Source organism: Pseudomonas sp. C1C7 (assembly GCF_013359595.1).
GTDB lineage: Bacteria > Pseudomonadota > Gammaproteobacteria > Pseudomonadales > Pseudomonadaceae > Aquipseudomonas.
In genome coordinates this window covers 143,580-164,346 of the sequence record NZ_JABFMP010000011.1, presented here as the reverse complement: position 1 = coordinate 164,346, position 20,767 = coordinate 143,580, and the positions used below count along the sequence as shown (strand labels likewise).

Annotated in this window: 20 protein-coding genes; 12 read left to right on the top strand and 8 right to left on the bottom strand. The window is 62.0% G+C overall.

Features of this window, described 5'->3' with window-relative positions; genetic code table 11:
• Entirely contained in the window at positions 1–906 is a 906-nt protein-coding gene (locus tag HNO86_RS12140; protein WP_175377191.1) for a cation diffusion facilitator family transporter, read from the top strand.
• Here HNO86_RS12140 and HNO86_RS12135 read toward each other — a convergent pair.
• The gene (locus HNO86_RS12135) at positions 891–1,946 is read right to left on the bottom strand and encodes a DUF6515 family protein (protein WP_175377190.1); all 1,056 of its coding nucleotides are present in this window, start codon (positions 1,944–1,946) and stop codon (positions 891–893) included. The genes HNO86_RS12140 and HNO86_RS12135 overlap by 16 nt on opposite strands.
• Before the next feature lie 435 nt (positions 1,947–2,381).
• On the opposite strand from HNO86_RS12135, the gene HNO86_RS12130 reads away from it, so the two are divergent.
• Together HNO86_RS12130 and HNO86_RS12125 are read left to right on the top strand one after the other, a co-directional pair.
• Complete coding sequence (locus HNO86_RS12130; protein WP_042934386.1) at positions 2,382–2,861, top strand: Lrp/AsnC family transcriptional regulator; 480 nt, start codon at positions 2,382–2,384, stop codon at positions 2,859–2,861.
• Between the two features lie 160 nt (positions 2,862–3,021).
• The gene (locus HNO86_RS12125) at positions 3,022–3,231 is read left to right on the top strand and encodes a DUF2788 domain-containing protein (RefSeq protein WP_046815823.1); all 210 of its coding nucleotides are present in this window, start codon (positions 3,022–3,024) and stop codon (positions 3,229–3,231) included.
• Here the strand turns inward: HNO86_RS12125 and HNO86_RS12120 are convergent.
• The 4 genes from HNO86_RS12120 to HNO86_RS12105 all read right to left on the bottom strand — a co-directional run bounded on the left by HNO86_RS12120 (position 3,226) and on the right by HNO86_RS12105 (position 9,662).
• Positions 3,226–3,867: a pseudouridine synthase gene (locus HNO86_RS12120; RefSeq protein WP_256672619.1), complete on the bottom strand. Its 642-nt coding sequence runs from the start codon at positions 3,865–3,867 to the stop codon at positions 3,226–3,228. The two genes, HNO86_RS12125 and HNO86_RS12120, sit on opposite strands and share 6 nt — an antisense overlap.
• Positions 3,868–3,932: 65 nt before the next feature.
• Positions 3,933–5,432, bottom strand: a complete 1,500-nt coding sequence (amn, locus tag HNO86_RS12115) for an AMP nucleosidase (RefSeq protein ID WP_175377189.1) — start codon at positions 5,430–5,432, stop codon at positions 3,933–3,935.
• A gap of 121 nt (positions 5,433–5,553) precedes the next feature.
• Positions 5,554–7,203, bottom strand: coding sequence for an acyl-CoA dehydrogenase family protein (locus HNO86_RS12110; RefSeq protein WP_175377188.1), 1,650 nt, complete (start codon positions 7,201–7,203; stop codon positions 5,554–5,556).
• 74 nt (positions 7,204–7,277) lie between these two features.
• Positions 7,278–9,662 carry a hybrid sensor histidine kinase/response regulator gene (locus HNO86_RS12105; protein ID WP_175377187.1) on the bottom strand — a complete coding sequence of 795 codons (2,385 nt, stop codon included), beginning with the start codon at positions 9,660–9,662 and terminating at the stop codon, positions 7,278–7,280.
• A 375-nt stretch (positions 9,663–10,037) separates the two neighbouring features.
• On the opposite strand from HNO86_RS12105, the gene HNO86_RS12100 reads away from it, so the two are divergent.
• The 4 genes from HNO86_RS12100 to HNO86_RS12085 all read left to right on the top strand — a co-directional run bounded on the left by HNO86_RS12100 (position 10,038) and on the right by HNO86_RS12085 (position 13,576).
• Entirely contained in the window at positions 10,038–10,835 is a 798-nt protein-coding gene (locus HNO86_RS12100) for a hydroxymethylpyrimidine/phosphomethylpyrimidine kinase (protein WP_175377186.1), read from the top strand.
• Positions 10,836–10,853: 18 nt separating this feature from the next.
• Complete coding sequence (gene thiE / locus HNO86_RS12095; protein WP_175377185.1) at positions 10,854–11,477, top strand: thiamine phosphate synthase; 624 nt, start codon at positions 10,854–10,856, stop codon at positions 11,475–11,477.
• Between the two features lie 33 nt (positions 11,478–11,510).
• Positions 11,511–12,794, top strand: coding sequence for a glutamate-1-semialdehyde 2,1-aminomutase (gene hemL, locus HNO86_RS12090; RefSeq protein WP_175377184.1), 1,284 nt, complete (start codon positions 11,511–11,513; stop codon positions 12,792–12,794).
• A gap of 227 nt (positions 12,795–13,021) precedes the next feature.
• A complete protein-coding gene (locus HNO86_RS12085) occupies positions 13,022–13,576 on the top strand; it encodes a tetratricopeptide repeat protein (RefSeq protein ID WP_175377183.1) in 555 nt (184 codons plus the stop codon).
• Between the two features lie 30 nt (positions 13,577–13,606).
• On the opposite strand, the gene HNO86_RS12080 is transcribed toward HNO86_RS12085, so the two are convergent.
• Positions 13,607–13,936: a DUF1820 family protein gene (locus HNO86_RS12080; RefSeq protein WP_047736335.1), complete on the bottom strand. Its 330-nt coding sequence runs from the start codon at positions 13,934–13,936 to the stop codon at positions 13,607–13,609.
• Positions 13,937–14,071: 135 nt separating this feature from the next.
• On the opposite strand from HNO86_RS12080, the gene miaB reads away from it, so the two are divergent.
• The 5 genes from miaB (at position 14,072) to lnt (ending at position 19,494) form a co-directional block, all read left to right on the top strand.
• Positions 14,072–15,400, top strand: coding sequence for a tRNA (N6-isopentenyl adenosine(37)-C2)-methylthiotransferase MiaB (miaB, locus tag HNO86_RS12075; protein WP_175377182.1), 1,329 nt, complete (start codon positions 14,072–14,074; stop codon positions 15,398–15,400).
• 213 nt (positions 15,401–15,613) lie between these two features.
• Entirely contained in the window at positions 15,614–16,621 is a 1,008-nt protein-coding gene (locus HNO86_RS12070) for a PhoH family protein (protein ID WP_175377181.1), read from the top strand.
• Positions 16,614–17,072, top strand: a complete 459-nt coding sequence (ybeY, locus tag HNO86_RS12065; protein WP_175377180.1) for an rRNA maturation RNase YbeY — start codon at positions 16,614–16,616, stop codon at positions 17,070–17,072. The genes HNO86_RS12070 and ybeY overlap by 8 nt, the downstream gene beginning before the upstream one ends.
• A 44-nt stretch (positions 17,073–17,116) precedes the next feature.
• Positions 17,117–17,956, top strand: a complete 840-nt coding sequence (locus HNO86_RS12060) for an HlyC/CorC family transporter (RefSeq protein WP_175377179.1) — start codon at positions 17,117–17,119, stop codon at positions 17,954–17,956.
• 14 nt (positions 17,957–17,970) lie between these two features.
• On the top strand, positions 17,971–19,494 hold the full coding sequence (gene lnt, locus HNO86_RS12055) for an apolipoprotein N-acyltransferase (RefSeq protein WP_175377178.1): 1,524 nt from the start codon (positions 17,971–17,973) through the stop codon (positions 19,492–19,494).
• 54 nt (positions 19,495–19,548) lie between these two features.
• On the opposite strand, the gene HNO86_RS12050 is transcribed toward lnt, so the two are convergent.
• Together HNO86_RS12050 and HNO86_RS12045 are read right to left on the bottom strand one after the other, a co-directional pair.
• The gene (locus tag HNO86_RS12050) at positions 19,549–20,310 is read right to left on the bottom strand and encodes a YdcF family protein (protein WP_175377177.1); all 762 of its coding nucleotides are present in this window, start codon (positions 20,308–20,310) and stop codon (positions 19,549–19,551) included.
• Between the two features lie 104 nt (positions 20,311–20,414).
• A complete protein-coding gene (locus HNO86_RS12045; protein WP_175377176.1) occupies positions 20,415–20,735 on the bottom strand; it encodes a hypothetical protein in 321 nt (106 codons plus the stop codon).
• Positions 20,736–20,767 lie beyond the last annotated feature (32 nt).

Sequence of the window (20,767 nt, the reverse complement as noted above, 5' to 3'; positions counted from 1 at the left end):
ATGATCTCCAGCTCCGAACACGCCCGCCTGCTGCGGCTGGCGACCCGTGCCTCGGTGGCGGTGGCGTGTACGCTGATCGTCGCCAAAGCCATTGCCTGGTGGCTCAGCGGATCGGTGAGCATGCTCGCCGGCCTCACCGACTCGGCCCTCGACGGCGTGACTTCGCTGCTCAACCTGCTGGCGGTGCATTACGCCCTGCGCCCGGCCGATGACGATCATCGTTATGGGCACGGCAAGGCCGAGTCCCTGGCCGGCATGGCGCAGGCGTTGTTCATTGGCGGCAGTGCGGTGTTGATCGCGCTGCAGGCGCTGGACCGGATCAAGCATCCGGAACCGGTGGGTGCTCCGTGGCTCAGCATCGGGGTGATCGTGTTCTCGCTGGCCCTGACCCTGGCGCTGCTGACGTTGCAGCACAGGGTGATCAAGGCCACGGGTTCCAACGCGGTACGTGCCGACTCCCTGCACTACCGCTCGGACATGATGCTCAACGGCAGCATTCTGGTGGCGCTGGTGTTGGCCAGTTTCGGCCTGCATCAAGTGGACGCCTGGTTTGGTCTGGGGATCGCCGCGTACATCCTCTGGAGCGCTGTGCAGATCGCCCGGGAAAGCTTCGCGGTGCTGATGGATGAGGAGCTGCCGCCGGATGTCAGCCAGCACATGCTGGAGCTGGCGTGCAGCGTGCCGGGGGTGTTAGGCGCCCATGACTTGCGTACCCGGATTTCCGGCAACCAGTGGTTCGTGCAGTTGCATCTGGAACTGCCCGGCGAGCTGACGTTGTCGGTGGCCCACGGCATCAGCGATCAGGCCGCCGATGCCATTCACAAGGCGTACCCGCGAGCCGAAGTGCTGGTGCACGCCGACCCGCAAGAGGTGGTAAAAGCCGCCAGGGCTCAGAAGCTGACCTGATAACCGCGACTGCTCAGGCAGCTGCCCTGGACCTGACGATAGGTTTGCACCACGGACGGATCAGGCTGATAGGTCGCGGTGCGTGGATCGAAGCCGCTCTGTTGCACAGCGGTCTGATAGCACTCGTAGCCATCGCGATTGACCTGTTCCTGGGACTGGCCGGCCGCCGGATAGGCTTCCACGTCATAACCGCCATTGGAGGGTTGCGGCTGTTGTTGCGGCTGCACGGCGCCCATCGGTGGCTCAACCACCTCGTAGTCCTGTGAGCTCTCCTGATAGGCGTAGTAGGAACCGGCCGCGAGAAACAGGATCGAGCCGCCGATCACCACCTGCTCGGCGTAGTCCGGCAAGTAGCTGACCCGGATCCCCCGCGGCGGCTCCACCACCACATACCGCGGGCCCAACGGGCGATACCAGTAACCGCCGGAATAGTAGTAATCCATGCCACGGTAAGGCACCCGGTAATTACGGTCGGGGAAGCGGTCGATCACATGGCCCGGTCGGTACTGCGGCCCAGGCCCCCATCCGTTGCCGTGGTAAGACCCGCGAGGCGGACTGGATGGCGCGCCGATATAGCCATTCCAGCGCTGGTTCGGGTTGTTCTGCGGACGCTCGTCCTGATAGTAACCACGCCGTGGTGGCTGGGTCTGTTGCACGGCGTCGGGGCGCGGCTGGATCGGCAGGTCATTGGCCGGCAATTGCGGAGGAGGCGGCGGCGAACGCACCGGGTTGTTGAAATTGGGCTGCTGACGGTTCTGCCACTGGCCGTTGTTTTGATTCTGGCCGTGGTACTGGTTTTGATATTGGCCATTGTTCTGATATTGGCCATTGTTTTGAGGACGCGGCTCATTCTGCTGCTGGCCATTTTGCGGACGCGGCTGATTGTTGCCGCCATGGCCCTGATTGTTGCCCTGATGACCGCCGTCGCCGTGATGCCCACCATCCGGCGCACGCCCTTGCTGATCATCGGCCAGCGATTGCGCAGTCACACTGACACATAACAACCCGACTCCAGCCAAATGCCAGATGCGCGACTTCATGCTTTTCCTCACTGAGGGTTGGGGCCTGTACATAAGACTGGGAAAGCGCAGACCGGTTCTGCAACAGGTTATCAGTCGCGCAACTTATTTATTGAGGGCGCCAGGCAAATTACGCGCAAGAAAAAGGGGAGACCCGTCGGCCTCCCCTTGAGAACTTCGTCCGTGCTCGACGCTTTTGACGTCGGCTCACCTCACGCCGTCTTCTGGACAGTGTGTAGCTCGGGGGCCGGCTCATCCCCTGTGGGGGTGGCGACCGCAGCTGGCCTGTTTGGGCGAGCCGCACTGGACTGTTTGTCCGAGCAGTGATTCTGGTGATAAGAATAGGCTCGGACTGCCGGCAGAGGATTGCGAAGATTGCTCAAATAAACATTACTTGCGCAATTTTTAACCCTGGATAGATAATCTGCCGCAATAGTTACAACAAGGAACTGTTTGATGAGCAAACTCGACCGATACGACCTGAGCATTTTGGCTGAATTGCAGCGCGACGCGCGCATTTCCAATCAGGAGCTGGCCGAACGAATCGGTCTGTCCCCTTCCCCCTGCTCGCGTCGGGTCAAGCAACTGGAGGACGACGGCTACATCTCCCGCCAGGTCGCCCTGCTCGACCGCAAGATGCTGGGCCTGAGCCTGACCGCCTATGTGCTGATCGGCATGGACCGCCACACACCCGAGCGCTTCGAGAACTTCGAAGCGGCCATTCGCACCCTGCCGCAAGTGCTCGAATGCAGCCTGGTCACCGGGATGGATGCCGACTACCAACTCAAGGTCGTGGTGCCGGACATGGACCACTACCAGAAGCTGCTGCTGGGGCACCTGACTCGCATCGAAGGCGTGACCAGCGTGCGCTCCAGCTTTGTACTGAACCAGGTGCTCAACAGCACCGAGCTGCCGCTGACCCACCTGCGTAACTGATTTCCCGAATCCCCTGCAGGAGCGAGCAAGCTCGCTCCTGCAGGGTTTGGGGTGACCCGACAGATGACTGCGGCACAGTGCCGCAGGTCCATCCTGCGCGATCCCTGCGTGACTTATACTCGCGCCGTCTTTTTAGCCCCGCCCGCGCTGGAGTTGTCCGATGGATCCTGCAGTATTCGAAGAGTGGATGATGACCGGACTGGTCAGCATCCTGATCATTTTCATGGGTTTTATCGTCTGGGATCTGGCGAAAAAATCCAAGGCCGGGCGTTTTGGCTCGTTCATCCTGTTCTTCGTGCTGGGCCTGGGCGTCGCGGCATTCGTGATCAAGAGCGTAGTCATCGGCCTGATCGAAACCGGCACGTTATAAGCGCGCCGGTACTTCCTTCCACTGGCCCTGATCGAGCCCTTCGATCGTCCAGTCACCGATCCTGACCCGCACCAGCCGCAACGTCGGCAACCCGACCGCGGCCGTCATGCGCCGCACCTGCCGGTTGCGCCCTTCGCGAATCACCAGTTCCAGCCAGCTCGTCGGTACGCTTTTTCGAAAGCGCACCGGCGGATTGCGCGGCCAAAGCTGCGGCTCATCCAGCTGCCGCGCCTCGGCGGGCAAAGTCATGCCGTCGTTCAATTCGACGCCATCGCGCAGCCGCTGCAACTGCTCTTCGCTCGGCTCGCCTTCCACCTGCACCCAATAGGTCTTGGCCAGCTTGTGCTTCGGGTCGGCGATGCGCGCCTGAAGCTGGCCGTCGTTGGTCAGCAGCAGCAACCCTTCGCTGTCGCGATCCAGACGACCCGCCGGGTAGATGCCCGGAACCTCGATGAAATCCTTGAGCGTCGCCCGCCCCTCGCCATCGCTGAATTGCGTCAGCACATCGAACGGTTTGTTGAACAGGATCAGCTTCGGCTCGGCCGGTGGCGCCTTGGCGACTCGGCGCGGGGCTGAAGACGGTGACGCGGGTTTCGTGCCCGGGCGGCGGGAAACGGGACGTGGGGGACGGGACATGGGAAAGAGAACATCTGACGGTCAGGGCTGGTAATGCTAGTGCCCCGACCATCAAATGACCATCGTTAGCGGAACGGCGGCTCGTCGAAGCTGCGCAGTTTGCGCGAGTGCAGCGAGTTGAGCTCGGTGCGCAACAGGTCCACCGCCTCGATGCCGATCTTCAAGTGCTGGCTGACCGCACGCTCATAGAAGGCGTTGGCCGAACCCGGCAGCTTGATTTCACTGTGCAGCGGCTTGTCGGAAACGCAGAGCAACGTGCCATACGGCACCCGCAGGCGATAACCCTGGGCGGCGATGGTGCCGCTTTCCATGTCCACCGCCACAGCGCGGGCCAGGTTGATCAGCGGCCGTTCCTGGGCCCAGCGCAGTTCCCAGTTGCGGTCGTCGTAAGTGAGTACGGTGCCGGTGCGCAGGCGTTTCTTCAGCTCGTCGCCCTTCTCGCCGGTGATGTTCGCCGCCGCCTGCTGCAAGGCCATCTGCACCTCGGCCAGGGCCGGGATCGGAATGTTCGGCGGCACCACGCGATCGAGAATCCCGTCACGGCGCATGTAAGCGTGGGCCAGTACGTAATCGCCGATGGTCTGCGACTGCCGCAAGCCGCCACAGTGCCCGATCATCAGCCAGCAGTGCGGACGCAGCACCGCCAGGTGGTCGGTGATGTTCTTGGCGTTGGACGGGCCAACGCCGATGTTCACCAGCGTGACGCCATGGCCGTCGCTGGCGATCAGGTGGTAGGCCGGCATCTGGTAGCGGTGCCAGACCACGCCGGCGGCAATCGCCGAGGCCTCGCCGTGATCCATGCTTTTTTCGATGATCACGTTGCCCGGCAACACCATGCGCACGAAACGCGGGTCGCTGCGCAGTTGTTCCAGGCCATGGACGATGAACTGATCGACATAGCGGTGGTAGTTGGTCAGCAGAATCCACGGCTGCACATGGCGCCAGTCGCTGCCGGTGTAGTGCACCAGGCGGCGCAGGGAAAAATCCACCCGCGCGGCGTCGAACAGCGCCAGGGGCAGCGGATCGGTGTTTTCCCAGTCGTACAGGCCATCGGCGATGCCATCGGTGGCCGCCGAAAGGTCGGTGCTTGGGAACACCCGCGCCAGCACGGCGGCAGTCACACCGGAGCCGGCCAGCTCATCGCCCTGCTCGACCACGTACGGATAAGGAATGTTTTGCTGGCTGATCCCGACTTCCACGGTCACGGTGAAGTCGTGCATCAAGGGCACCAGCTGTTCCAGCAGGTACTTACGGAAAGCCGATGGATGGGTGACGGTGACGCTGTAGGTGCCCGGCAACTGGACCTTGGCGTAAGCGCGAGTGGTCTGCGGCACTTCGCCCTGGCAGTGGTAGGTCAGGCGCAGCTCGGGATAACGAAACATCGCCCGCTGCTCGGCGTCAGGCTCGACACGATCCTTGAGATAACGCTTGAGCGCCCCGCTCAGCGCGGTGGTTGCACGATTATGTAGATACGCAAGCTGGTCCACGGCTTGCTCGGCGGTTTGAACGACAATAAAAGCTTCGGTCACGATCAGCATCCTGTGTTCTGACTTGCAGAGCTTCATCTTGCCTGTATCGTCGCTTCACGGGAACCGGGGACGACATAAATGCCGAGTTCACCATAGATCCAATGTGGGAGCGGGCTTGCCCGCTCCCACAGGGTCTGCAGTGTTTGATCAGGCGTGATCAGAAGCCTTGCGGAGTCGAACGAGATACGATCGCGCCCACATCCAGCCCCCGCGGCAATGCGCCGTAAACACGCCCCGCCGATCCCAGCCGGCTGGCAATAAATCCATCACTCACCACCGAGTTTCCCGCCTCCAGCAACAGCTTGGCCTGAAGCCCCAACGCAATGTCCTCGGTCAACTGTCGGGCGCGGTACTGGATGTCGCTGGTGTCCTTGAACGCCGCCTGCAACTGGCTGATGTGCGCCGCCAGGCGCTTGTCGCCATGGCCGTCTCCCATCTCGTTGAACAGCGCCTCCAGCACGCCCGGCTCTTTCGACAGGGCGCGCAATACGTCCAGGCATTGCACGTTTGCGGAGCCTTCCCAGGTCGAATTGACCGGCGCTTCGCGGTACAGCCTTGGCAGGATGCTCTCCTCGACATAACCGGCGCCGCCCATGCACTCGGCGGCTTCGTTGATCATGGCCGGGGCGCGTTTGCAGATCCAGTACTTGCCCACCGCCGTCACCAGCCGGGCGAATTTCGCCTCCTGCGAATCGTCCAGATGATCCAGCGCCCGGCCCATGCGCAGGCTCAGGGCCAAGGCCGCTTCGCTTTCCAGCGCCAGATCGGCCAGCACGTTCTGCATCAACGGCTGCTCGCTGAGCAGCTTGCCACCGACCGAACGGTGTGCGCAGTGATGGCTGGCCTGGGTCAGGGCCTGGCGCATCAGGGCACTGGAGCCGACCATGCAATCGAAGCGGGTCATGGCGACCATCTCGATGATGGTCGGCACGCCGCGCCCTTCTTCACCGACCATCCACGCCAGCGCCCCACGGAATTCCACCTCGCTGGAGGCGTTGGAGCAGTTGCCGAGCTTGTTCTTCAAGCGCTGGATATAGAACTGATTGCGCGTATCGTCCGGGCGATGGCGCGGCAGCAGGAAACAGGTCAGGCCCTTGTCGGTCTGGGCCAGGGTCAGGAAGGCGTCGCACATCGGCGCCGAACAGAACCACTTGTGCCCCACCAGTTCGTAGGCCTGGCCGGGGCCGCTGGCGCCCACCGGAAAGGCCTTGGTGGTGTTGGCCCGCACATCGGTGCCGCCCTGTTTCTCGGTCATGGCCATGCCGATGGTCACGCCGGTCTTGTGCGCCATGCCGACGTTGCGCGGGTCGTATTCGGTGGCGAGGATCTTCGGCAGCCATTTCTGTGCCAGATCCGGTTGCAGGCGCATCGCCGGGACGCTGGCAAAGGTCATGGTCAACGGACAGCCACTGCCGGCTTCAGCCTGACTGTGCAGATAGGTCATGGAGGCGCGGGCGACGTGGGCGCCGTCCTGCGGGTGCACCCAGGGCAGCGAGGTCAGGCCATGCTCGATCGCCGCGCGCATCAATTGGTGATAGGCGGGATGAAATTCCACCAGATCGATGCGATGGCCATAACGGTCATGACTGTTGAACACCGGCTTGTTCTGGTTGGCGAGAAATCCTGCCTCCATCAGCGGTCCGCCGGCCAGGGCGCCGTACGCCTCGATCCGCGACTCGGCCCAACCGGCCCCGAAACGCCGCGACCACTCCTGCAATGGCAAATCGATGCGGTACAGGTTGGCGCCATCCAGCGAGGGCGGCTGATTGGTCACTTCGTGGGTTTCGGCGAACTGATGCAGGTTCATGGCGCGGCTCCTTTGGTCAGCCAAGGGACTTCAGTTAAGCACCGCCCCTTGGTCGAACAAAGTGTCATATGTGCCTAACTGCCGGCGCTTTCGCCTTGTTGCGCGCAGAGTACGCGGCGATAGAGCGCCGCCTGCAAGTCTTCGAATTTCACCGGTTTGCTCAAATGATCGATCAGCGCGCCGGTCGGGCAGCGTTCGCGATCCGCATTCAAGGCAATCATGAACACTGGCAATTCGGCGCAACCGGGCAAGGCGCGGATCTGGCAGCAAATCGACTCGCCATCCGGCGCCGGTAACTGACAATCGAGCAGTACGGCATCGAAGGTTTCGCGCTGCAGAATATCCAGGGCGGCGCTGCCGTTGTCGGCGGTCCGTACGCGGAAACCCAGCTTGAGCAACATGCCGCGCATCACCAGCTGATTGATGTTGTTATCGTCCACCAGCAGCACCTTGCAGTCCTGGGGCAGGCGCAAGCGCGGGAAGTCACGGGTCATGAAGGGAGCCGCGGGGGATTCGTTCACCGGGATATCAAGCTCGACATCCAGCTGGAATCGGCTGCCGCGCCCCGGCTCGGAACGGTGGGTCAGACGCCCGCCGAGCAGCTCGATCAGCTGTCGGCAGATCGCCAGGCCGACACCCAGACCGCCGTATTCGCGGGTCATCGAACCGTCGAGCTGGAAGAAACGCTGGTACATCGTCGCCTCACCGAGATCGGTGAAGCCGATGCCGGTGTCGATCACGGCAAAGGTCAGCGCCAGTCGATCCGGCTTGATCGTCTTCGCCGTCACCCGCAGCGCCACGCCGCCGACCCGGGTGAATTTGATGGCGTTGTCCAGCAGGCATTCCAGGCATTGCGCCAGCTTGAGGTTGTCGCCATTCAACCGGTCCGGCACGTTCGGCGCCACATCGACCTTGAAGTCCAGCGACTTGCCGCTGGCGTTGCCATCGAATTGCATGCGCAGGGCGTCGACCAGACCGCGCAGGCTGAAATTCGACGCACAGGCGCTGAGCTTGCCGGCCTGCAATTCGGTCAGCGTCAGAATGCCGTTGACCATGCGCATCATGTCCCGCGCGGAGCCTGCGGCCGTCTGCTGGTATTGCTCAAGTTCCGCATCCATCTCAACGGTCTGCATCAGCTCCAGCGAACCGATCACACCGTTCATGGGCGTGCGCAGTTCGTGGGTCAGGGTCGCGAGGAATTCGTCTTTGAGCTGGTTACTGCGCGCCAGCTGCTGGTTGAGCACTTCCAGTTTTTGCCCGGCATCCTGCAGCGTTTGCGCCTGCTGTTCGCGCATGGCGTTGATGCGGTCGGCCAGGGCCAGGGACAGCAGCGCCACTTCGATGGCCGAGCCGATCTGGCTGGAGTACATCGTCAGGAAAACGTTCGGCAGGTAACCGAGCACCATCAGCGTGTTGATGATGCCGCCGAGCAAAAACGCCGACCAGGCAATGATGAAGTAGCGCGCCACCCGCAGCCCGCGCAGCCAGGCGAAGATCCCCGCGGAGAAAATCACCACCGTGAAGGTCAGCGCCAGGGCCGTCGCCAGGCGCAGGGCCAGGGCGTAGCTGGTCATCAGCGACAACCCGACCACCAGCGCGCTGAACAGCACCAGCGCCAGCAACAGGCGGTCCAGCCAGCGACTGAAAGTGGCCGTCTGCAGGAAGCTGCGGGCGAACTGGCTGCCGAACAAGCCGGCGCAGCCGATGAAAAACGGTGTCGCCGCGTTGGCCCACCAAGGGTTATCCGGCCAGAAATACTGGACCGCCGCACCGTTCACCGACAGCTGATAAAAGCCGAACGAGGCGATATAGAAGATGTAGTAGAGGTAACTGGTGTCGCGCACGCTGAGGTAGATGAACAGGTTGTAGACCAGCATCCCCAGCAGTACGCCGTAGATCAGACCCAATACATACAGGCGCACGGGCTGGTCTTCGAGGTACGCAGTGCTCGACCACAACGTGACCGGTGCCTGGATCGAGCCCTGGCTCTGCAGGCGCAGATACACGGTTTGCGTTTGCTCGGGGGCGAACGTCAGATTGAACAGGTAGTTGTTCTGGCGAATCTCGCGAGTGGCGAACGGCAGGGCATCGCCGGTCTGGCGCGCCAATTGATAGTTGCCGGAAGCATCGGGCAGGTACAGGTCGAGGTGATCGAGGGGCGGATAGGCCAGTTCCAGCAACCAGGTGCGTTGCGCCGTCGGATTGGCCGGGCGGTAGTGCAGGTCGATTTTCAGCCAGAACGCCGAACGCGAGTACCCGGCGTTGAGGGTGGCTTTGTCGTGTTGCTTGAAGTTGCCGGCAGCGGCCTGGTTGCGCACATCATCGATGGTCGCCTGACCATCGGCATCCTCGAACACCTGCAGGGTTCGGCCCAGGGGGAGGCTTTGAGTGAGCTCATCGAACTCGACGGCGTTCGCCAAAAGGGGCAAACACAACAGCAACATCAGCAAATAGCGCATTTATGCCCCAGCGTGGCCTTTCCGGTTCGGTCAGCAAGCCCCCCATTCCCTTTGAGCAGACGTAAAACCGGTGTTTCCTGTTATTGGTTTGGATCCACTCTAGCATAGCGGCTGATGGCCATTGAACACTACAGAAATATTTCCTGCAAAGGCTCTAGAACGGGCGTTCCAGCGGCGAGTATTGATCTAGAGCACTCACTCATTCCTGTAGCAGCTGGCGAAGCCTGCGTCCGGCTGCGCAGCAGTCGTAAAATGAGGGCGTTCAGTTAAACCCTGGGTGTAGATTTGGCGACTGCTTCGCAGCCGGACGCAGGCTTCGCCAGCTGCTACAGGGCTTCATGACTCGCTGGTCGACTGGTGGTAAGCTCGCGCACCATGAATATCTACAGCTCTCGCCCCGTTGTCCTCTGTCTCTCCGGCCACGACCCAAGTGGTGGCGCCGGCTTGCAGGCAGATATCGAAGCCCTGCTCGCTCAGGGTTGCCACGCGGCTCCGGCCGTCACCGCCCTGACCGTGCAAGACACGGTCAACGTCACTGACTTCCGCGTCCTCGACCGTGAGTGGGTGCTGGCCCAGGCCAATGCCGTGCTCAACGATTCCGAAGTCGCCGCGGTCAAACTGGGCATGCTCGGTTCCCTGGAAATGGTCGACACCGTTGTCGAACTGCTCTCGGCGAACCCGCACCTGCCAGTGGTCTGCGACCCGGTGCTGCGCGCCGGCGGCGGTGGACGACTGGGCAAGGACGAAGTCGGCTACGCCATGCGCGAACGCCTGCTGCCCCTGTCGATCATCGCCACCCCCAACCTTCCCGAAGCCCGAATCCTCGCCGAACTGCCCGAAGGCACCGCGGACGAGTGCGCTGAAAAACTCCTGCCGTTCGTCAAACACCTGCTGATCACCGGCGGCCACGGCGACGAAACCGAAATCCACAATCGCCTGTACAGCCGCGACGGTCTGCGCGAAACCTATAAATGCCAGCGCCTGCCCGGCAGTTATCACGGTTCCGGCTGCACCCTGGCCAGCGCCCTGGCCGGTCGTCTGGCCCAGGGTGAAAACCTCGCCAGCGCCGTACAGACTGCACTGAATTACACGTGGCGCACCCTGCGCGATGCCGAGCAGCTGGGCAAAGGCCAGTTCGTGCCGCGCCGCCTGCCACTGGACTTCTGTTCGTAACGCCAAGAGGCCTGCCTGATGAAACTACGTGGCCTGTACGCCATTACCGACAGCGAGCTGCTGGCCGGCAAGTTCCTGTCGTATGTCGAGGCCGCGCTGGAAGGCGGCGTCACCCTGCTGCAATACCGCGACAAGAGCAGCGACGAAGCCCGTCGCCTGCGCGAAGCCGAAGCCCTGCGTGACTTGTGCGAACGCTACAAGACGCACCTGATCATCAACGATGACGCCGAACTGGCGGCGCGCCTGAACGTCGGCGTGCACCTGGGCCAGACCGACGGCCCACTGTCGCCGACCCGCGCCTTGCTGGGCTCGAAGGCGATCATCGGTTCGACCTGCCACGCACAACTCGAACTCGCCGAACAGGCGGCGAAGGAAGGCGCCAGCTATGTCGCCTTCGGCCGCTTCTTCAACTCCAACACCAAACCGGGCGCCCCGACCTGCAGCCTGGAACTGCTCGACAAGGCACGCCAGCAACTGCATCTGCCGATCTGCGCGATTGGCGGCATCACCCTCGAAAACGCCGCTCCACTGGTGGCCCACGGGGTGGATCTGCTGGCCGTGGTCCACGGTTTGTTTGGCGCCGACAGCACCGCGCAAGTCACCCGCCGCGCCCGCGCCTTCAATGAATTGCTTTGTGTTTAATCAGCCCATTTCCTGACTTCCGAGAATCCGATCATGTCTCGCTCCGAAACCCTGTTTGCCAATGCCCAGAAGCACATCCCCGGCGGCGTGAACTCTCCGGTTCGCGCGTTCAAGAGCGTTGGCGGCACACCACTGTTCTTCAAGCACGCCGAAGGTGCCTACGTCACTGACGAAGACAACAAGCGTTATGTGGATTACGTCGGCTCCTGGGGCCCGATGATCCTCGGCCACAGCCACCCGGACGTGCTGGACGCGGTGCGCAAGCAGCTGGAACACGGCCTGTCCTACGGCGCGCCGACCGAGATGGAAACCCAAATGGCAGACCTGGTCTGCTCCCTGGTGCCGTCGATGGAAATGGTGCGCATGGTCAGCTCCGGCACCGAAGCGACCATGAGCGCGATCCGTCTGGCCCGTGGTTTCACAGGTCGCGACAGCATCATCAAGTTCGAAGGCTGCTATCACGGACACTCCGACAGCCTGCTGGTAAAAGCGGGCTCCGGTGCCCTGACTCAGGGCGTACCAAGCTCCGCCGGCGTACCGGCGGCCTTCGCCAAACACACCCTGACCCTGCCGTTCAACGACATCGACGCCGTTGAAAACATGCTCGCCGAAGTCGGCCAGGACGTGGCGTGCATCATCGTCGAGCCGGTGGCCGGCAACATGAACTGCGTACCGCCAGCCCCAGGTTTCCTCGAAGGCCTGCGCAGCCTGTGCGACAAGCACGGCGTGGTGCTGATTTTCGACGAAGTGATGACCGGCTTCCGTGTCGCCCTGGGCGGCGCCCAGGCGCACTACGGTGTTACTCCTGACCTGACGACTTTCGGCAAGATCATCGGCGGCGGCATGCCGGTCGGCTGCTTCGGCGGCAAACGCGAAATCATGTCGCGCATCGCGCCGCTCGGCCCGGTTTACCAGGCAGGCACCCTGTCGGGTAACCCGCTGGCGATGGCCGCCGGCCTGACCACCCTGCGCCTGATCAGCCGCCCGGGCTTCCACGCCGAGCTGACCGACTACACCACGCGCCTGCTCGACGGCCTGCAACAGCGTGCCGACGCCGCCGGCATTCCGTTCGTGACCACCCAGGCCGGTGGCATGTTCGGCCTGTACTTCAGCGGTGCCGACGACATCGTGACCTTCGATGACGTGATGGCCAGCGACGCCGCGCTGTTCGGTCGTTTCTTCCACCTGATGCTCGAAGGCGGCGTGTACCTGGCACCGAGCGCCTTCGAAGCCGGTTTCACCTCGATCGCCCACGGCGAAGCCGAGCTGAAACTGACCCTGGACGCCGCCGAACGCGCCTTCGCTGCATTGAAATAATCGCTGTGCCGCTGACGTTGGCCATTGCCAGCGTCAGCTTTGACCTACACTCCCGCGCTTTTTCCTACACATCTGCCCATAATCCCCCAGCAAACCGGGTGACAGGGTTCCCGTGCAGCAGAAAAACGAGTAAAGACTTTGTAAGGTTGGCCCTGCTTATTTCATAATGCGCGCTTATTGGATCCCCTGGTTGGGTCCGCGCGCCCTTCAGAGGTAAGTCGATTCCCATGAACCGCACCGGCCGCGCCCTTTCAATGGGCTGCCTGTTGCTCCTTCAGCCCCTGCTCGCGCTCGCACAAGCAGGCGGTAACTCGTTGTTGATCCCGGCGATGGGTCGCTGCACCCTCAATACCCAGCCGCAAGATCTGGCACAGGCCCTCGCCGCCTGCCAGAAAGCGTCGAATGAGGGGGATGCGCAGGCGCAATACGAGTTGGGTGAGTTCTACTATGAAGGCAAAGGCGCGCCGCGCGACCTCAATCAAGCCCTGAGCTATTTCGAAAAGGCCTCGCTGCAAGGCCACGCCCAGGCGCAATTCAAACTCGGTACCATGTTCTTCCACGGCGAAGGCGTGCCGGCCAACAACGTTCAGGCATACATCCTGCTGAAGATGGCGGCCGTCAACGGCGCCGAAGACGCACTGGATACCGCCGACGAAGTCACCGAGAAAATGCCCCGCGAAGAGCTGGAAGTCGCGACTCAGGTACTGGGGCAGATCTTCCGCAAATACCTGATGGAGCTGCAGAGTGCCGACGGGCGTACGCCTTTTGCGCCATTGCCCTGAAGGCTAACACTCGCCCTGTGGCGAGGGGGTTTACTTCTCAGGCATCGGCATCGGAAACGGCATCACATTGCCAACCCCGGCCCGGGCTTCGCTGATTTTCGGGGTGCCCAGGCGCTCCACTTCATCGATCCGCACGATCGAATGCATTGGCACGAAGCTGCGCACCACGCCTTCGAACTGCGCCTTGAGCTTCTCTTCGCTCGGGTCGACAACCACCTGCGTGCGCTCGCCAAAGACGAATTCTTCCACTTCCAGGAAACCCCACAGATCGCTCTGGTAGATCTGCTTGGCGTACATTTCGAACACCTGGCCCTGGTTGAGGAAAATCACCTTGTAGATTGGAGCTTCGCGTTTGGTCATGGTGGGCGGGCAACACATCGGGGGCTAAAAAGAGGGCGCGAACTATAGCACAGCCACCGGACGCGCAGCGGTAGGAACCTGGGAGCATGTTCCCTATAATGCGCGGTTCTTCGAATCACGTGATGACCCTTTTCCATGGCCAAGAAGCTCTATATCGAAACCCACGGTTGCCAGATGAACGAGTACGACAGCTCGCGCATGGTCGATCTGCTGGGCGAACACCAGGCCCTGGAAGTCACCGCTCGCGCCGAAGACGCCGACGTGATTCTGCTCAACACCTGCTCGATCCGCGAGCGCGCCCAGGATCGCGTCTACTCGCAACTGGGCCGCTGGCGCGAACTGAAACTGGCCAACCCGGACATGGTGATCGCCGTCGGCGGTTGCGTGGCCAGCCAGGAAGGCGCCGCGATCCGCGATCGCGCGCCCTATGTCGACGTGGTTTTCGGTCCGCAAACCCTGCACCGCCTGCCGGAAATGATCGACGCGGCGCGCATCAGCAAGCTGCCGCAAGTCGACGTGAGCTTCCCGGAAATCGAGAAATTCGACCACTTGCCAGAACCGCGCATCGACGGCCCGAGCGCCTACGTGTCGGTAATGGAAGGTTGCAGCAAGTACTGCACCTTCTGCGTGGTGCCCTACACCCGCGGCGAAGAAGTCAGCCGCCCGTTCGATGACGTGATCGGCGAGATCATCCACCTGGCGGAAAACGGTGTGCGCGAAGTGACGCTGCTGGGGCAGAACGTCAACGGTTATCGCGGCGCGACCCATGACGGTCGCCTGGCCGATCTGGCAGAACTGATCCGCGTGGTGGCCGCTGTCGACGGCATCGACCGTATTCGCTACACCACCTCGCACCCGCTGGAGTTCTCCGACAGCCTGATCCAGGCCCATGCCGAAGTGCCTGAACTGGTCAAGCACCTGCACCTGCCGGTGCAATCGGGTTCGGACCGCATCCTGGCGGCGATGAAGCGCAATCACACTGCGCTGGAATACAAGTCCAAATTGCGCAAGTTGCGGGCTGCGGTGCCGGGTATCTGCATCAGCTCGGACTTCATCGTCGGCTTCCCCGGCGAGACCGAAAAAGACTTCGAACAGACCATAAAGCTGATTGCCGACGTCGGTTTCGACTTCTCCTACTCGTTCGTCTACAGCCAGCGCCCCGGCACGCCGGCCGCCGATCTGGCCGATGACACGCCGGAAGAGCTGAAAAAAGAGCGCCTGAACGCCCTGCAACATCGCCTGAACCAGCAAGGTTTCGAGATCAGCCGACAAATGGTCGGGTCGATCCAGCGCATCCTGGTCACCGATTACTCGAAAAAGGACCCTGGCGAGCTGCAGGGCCGGACCGAGAATAACCGTATCGTCAACTTCCGCTGCGACAATCCGACCCTGATCGGCCAGTTCGCCGACGTGCACATCGACTCGGCGCAGCCGCATTCGCTGCGCGGTTCGCTGATTTCGTAACGCTACGATCCCTGTGGGAGCGGGCTTGCTCGCGAATGCGGCCTGTCAGTTGCAACCCTGCCAACTGACACTCCCTCTTCGCGAGCAAGCCCGCTCCCACAGGTACAGCGTCAGCCGTGGGGACTTGTTGCGATATTTAAGAGCTTTCGCACCCACGCCACTGGCGTTATCCTTGATTTCATCACTATTGCCCCAGGGCGGCTAAATACGACCTTGAACGCACCCATAGAACCGCATCGTTTCATCCTCGAGCCCTTCGAGGCTCGCCGCTTCGCCAATCTGTGCGGGCAGTTCGACGAGCATCTGCGCTTGATCGAAAAGCGCCTGACCGTCGAGATCCGCAACCGCGGCAATCAGTTCGAGCTGATCGGCGAGCGTAAACACACCACCTCCGCGGAAAACCTCCTGCGCCGCCTGTACCGGGAAACCAAGGGTACCGAGCTGTCGCCGGACATGGTTCACCTGTTCCTGCAGGAATCCGCCGTCGAAGAGCTGGACAACCACTCCCCCGCCGAAGCCGCCGTCGCCCTGCGCACCAAGAAAGGCATGATTCGCCCTCGCGGCTTGAATCAGCAGCGCTACGTGAAGGAAATCCTCGGTAACGACATCAACTTCGGCATAGGCCCGGCCGGTACCGGCAAGACCTATCTGGCCGTGGCCTGCGCGGTGGATGCCCTGGAGCGCGAGCAGATCCGTCGCATCCTGCTGGTGCGTCCGGCGGTGGAAGCCGGCGAGAAGCTGGGTTTCCTGCCCGGCGACCTCAGCCAGAAGATCGACCCGTACCTGCGCCCGCTCTACGACGCGCTCTACGAAATGCTCGGCTTCGAATACGTCGCCAAGCTGATCGAACGCCAGATCATCGAAGTCGCGCCTTTGGCCTACATGCGTGGCCGCACGCTCAACAACAGTTTCATCATCCTCGACGAAAGCCAGAACACCACCGTCGAGCAGATGAAGATGTTCCTGACCCGGATCGGCTTCGGTTCAACCGCGGTCATCACGGGTGACATCACCCAGGTCGACCTGCCTCGCGGCACCAAGTCCGGGCTGCACCATGTGATCGAAGTGTTGAAAGACGTGCCAGGCATAAGCTTCACCCACTTCCAGCCCAAGGACGTGGTGCGCCATCCGTTGGTACAACGCATCGTCGAAGCCTACGAGCGCTTCGAAACCCGCGCGGCCCATGACGCAGCCGCCAAGGATAGCCACCGCGATGCTTGAGCTTGACCTGCAAGTCGCAACCGAAGCGCCCGCCCCCAGCGAAGCCGAGTTCCGCCAATGGTGCGAACTCGCGCTGCGCCAGCGCACGGCCGACTCGGAAATGACCATCCGCCTGGTCGACGAAGCCGAAGGCCGCGAGCTGAACCACACCTGGCGGCAAAAGGATTACGCAACTAACGTCTTGTCATTCCCGGCCGATGTGCCTGAGGAGTTTCTCGACATCCCGCTGCTGGGCGATCTGGTGATCTGTGTCGCCGTGGTCGAGCGCGAGGCTGGCGAACAAGGCAAGGCACTCAAGGCCCACTGGGCACACCTGGTGATTCACGGCTGCTTGCATCTGCTCGGTTACGACCATATAGAGGACGACGAAGCAGAAGAAATGGAAGCACTGGAACGCACCTTGCTTGCCGAACTGGGCTTTCCCGATCCGTACGCGGACGACGAAAACTAAACATCCCGAACAACAGTGACAACAAAGGATTCAGAGTAATCGCTATGAGCGAAGATCGATCGAGCAACGGGCAGAAGTCCTGGCTGGGTAAGCTGACCCAGGCTTTTGCCCACGAGCCGAAGAACCGCCAGGAGCTTTTGGAGCTGCTGCGCGACGCACACCAGAACAAACTGTTGGACAGCGAAGCGCTGGCCATCGTCGAAGGCGCCATCCAGGTTGCAGACCTGCAGGTTAGGGACATCATGGTCCCGCGCTCGCAGATGGTCAGCATCAAGGCGACCCAGACACCCCGCGAGTTCCTGCCTGCCGTGGTCGACTCGGCCCACTCCCGTTACCCGGTGATCGGCGAAAGCCACGATGACGTGATGGGCGTGTTGCTGGCCAAGGATTTGCTGCCGCTGATCCTCAAGGAGAACGGCGACAACTTCAACATCAAGGACCTGCTGCGCCCGGCCACCTTCGTGCCCGAGTCCAAGCGCCTTAACGTGCTGCTGCGCGAGTTCCGCGCCAACCACAACCACATGGCCATCGTCATTGACGAGTACGGCGGCGTGGCGGGCCTGGTGACCATCGAGGACGTGCTGGAGCAGATCGTCGGCGACATCGAAGACGAGCACGATGTCGAAGAAGACAGCTACATCAAGCCGCTACCCAGCGGTGATTTCCTGATCAAGGCGCTGACGCCGATCGAGAACTTCAACGAGTTCTTCGACAGCGAATTCTCCGATGACGAGTTCGATACCGTCGGCGGCCTGGTGATGAGTGCATTCGGGCACTTGCCAAAACGCAACGAAATCACTGAAATCGGCACCTACCGCTTCCGCATCCTGAACGCCGACAGCCGTCGGATTCACTTGCTGCGCCTGACCCCAATCGCCCGGTAATTCCAAGGACTGAAATGCTCCGTCTGAACCGCCCCGGCTGGCCCGGTAACCTGCTGGCCGTGGCGGCCGGTGCAATCACCACCCTGGCCCTGGCGCCATTCGACATCTGGCCGCTGGCTTTGCTGGCGGTCGGTCTTTTCTACGCCGGCTTGCGTGAGCTGAGCCCTCGCCAGGCCTTGGGTCGTGGCTGGTGCTTCGGTTTCGGCCTGTTCGGCGCCGGGACCAGCTGGATCTACTACAGCATCCACCACTTCGGTGGTGCGTCGGTACTGCTGGCCGGCTTCCTGATGCTGCTGTTCACCGCGGCGATTGCCTGGTTCTTCGCCCTGCCCGCCTGGGTCTGGGCCCGCTGGCTGCGACGCAACGAAGCGCCACTGGCCGATGCGCTGGCGTTTGCCGCGCTGTGGGTGGGCCAGGAGGCGTTTCGCGGCTGGTTTCTTACCGGTTTCCCGTGGCTTTATTCCGGCTACAGCCAACTCGACGGCCCGTTGACCGGGCTCGCACCTGTCGGCGGCATGTGGCTGATTTCCTTTACCCTCGCGCTGACCGCCGCGCTGATCTACAACGGCATGCGCCTGGTTCGCAGCGGCCGCAAAGCCTTCATCGCCATTGGCGCAGTGCTTCTGGTCGGCCCGTGGATCGCCGGCATGGCGCTCAAGCACCATGCCTGGACCAGCCCGTCGGGCGCACCGTTGAGCGTCGCGGCGATTCAGGGCAACGTCGAACAGAGCATGAAATGGGACCCGGCACAGCTCAATTCGCAGCTGGCGCTGTACCGCGACATGAGCTTCACCTCAAAACCGGTCGACCTGCTGATCTGGCCGGAAACCGCGGTCCCGGTACTCAAGGAGTCCGCTCAGGGCTACCTGGACATGATGGGGAATTTCGCCGCCGAGCGTAATTCCGCCCTGATCACCGGCGTCCCGATTCGCCAGGTGGTTCACCACGAGAAGCGCTTCTTCAACGGCATTACCGTCGTCGGTGAAGGCGATGGCACCTACCTCAAGCAGAAACTGGTGCCATTCGGTGAGTACGTTCCCTTGCAGGATGTGCTGCGCGGCTTGATCGCCTTCTTCGACCTGCCCATGTCGGACTTCGCCCGCGGCCCTGCGGATCAAGCGATGCTGCAAGCCAAGGGCTACCAGATTGCGCCGTTCATCTGCTACGAAGTGGTGTATCCGGAGTTCGCAGCGGGCCTCGCCGCGCAAAGCGATCTGCTGCTGACGATCAGTAACGACACCTGGTTCGGCACCTCCATCGGCCCGTTGCAACACCTGCAAATGGCGCAGATGCGGGCACTGGAAGCCGGTCGCTGGATGATCCGCGCCACCAACAACGGCGTGACGGGCCTGATCAACCCGTTTGGTCAGATCACCGAGCAGATCCCGCAATTCGAGCGCGGCATTCTGTACGGCGAAGTGGTGCCGATGCACAACCTCACGCCTTACCTGCAATGGCGCTCGTGGCCGTTGATCATCGTTTGTCTGGTTCTGTTTGGCTGGGCGTTGATTGCCAGCCGAATGGCCAAGACCGTTTAAAAACAAAGATCGCAGCCTGTGCAGGAATTGCCGCAGGCTGCGATCTTTTGATCCTCAACGGTAAAAAAGCCAATACCCCACCTGCCCCACCGCCTCGTTCATCAGCTGTCCGCTGCGCCAGATCGCCTTGAACTCCGGCATCCAGCCGCCGAACACTTCGCTGTTGTCCTGGCCCAGAAACCCGACCGGTGCCGGCACTACCTCAAACCCGGCCTTCCTGAAACTCCAGACCGCTCGCGGCATATGCGCGGCCGTCGTCACGACCACCACGCGCTTGACCCCTTCGGGCAACAAAACCTGCGCGGTCATTTGCGCGTTTTCCCAGGTGGTGCGACTCTGCCCTTCCTGCCAACGCACCGCCACGCCGAAATCGTCACGCAGGGAGTCGGCCATCATCTGCGCCTCGCTCGGCGGCGCACCGTAATGCAGCCCGCCGCTGGTCAACACCGGCAAGCCCGAGGCCTTGGCCAACCGCGCCGCATAACGCTGGCGCTCCAGGCCCACACCGGTGGGCTGGTCAGTGTCCCAGGCCAGATCACCGCGTTCACGCCCTGACCCCAGCACCACGATGGCATCGGCACGTTGCCCCAGGGTCGCCCATTCGTCGCGAGCCAGCGGTGGCTCACGCTCAAGCAGTTCCGCGCCCCATTGCACCACCGCCGGCAGGCTCATCAACCAGAACCCGCCCAGCCCCACGGCAAAGCAAAAACCTGCAAGCCGCGGTCTTGAGCGACGCAGCCACCAGGCGAGGATCAGCAACAGGATGAGAATGCCGGGCGGCATCAGAAGGTGTTTGACGAAATAACGAAAAGGCATCGAGCATCTCCATGAAGATGCCCGAAGCCTAAGTGGGTTGACGCAATGCGACAATAAATACGGAAGGACTGCGCTGCAAAAAACCACTGGACATGGCTTTGCGCCTACTTGAACTTCAGAGACCGGACCTTTACCGCGTCTCTACCGGGTACTTTGTCCTTGAGCCAGATGACCTTGGCAGAACGTGGTGCGTCGAGTTGTTTCACGGCTTCTGACAGGCATCCGTGCGTCTCACGTTCGCTGCGATCCAGGTACGCCTTGACCAGAGCGAACTCTGCGGGGCTCAAGCCGCGCAGCTCCAGTTCAAGCGGACGTTCATCACGCAGCCGGCTGGCGGTTTTTGCTGCTTCCAGCGCCAGGCCCAGACGATCGATCAGTCTTTCGTACAGCTCCGGTTTTGTAGCTTTTTGCTGTGACTCAACCATCCCTCACCTCATTGGAAGATAAGACCTACTCC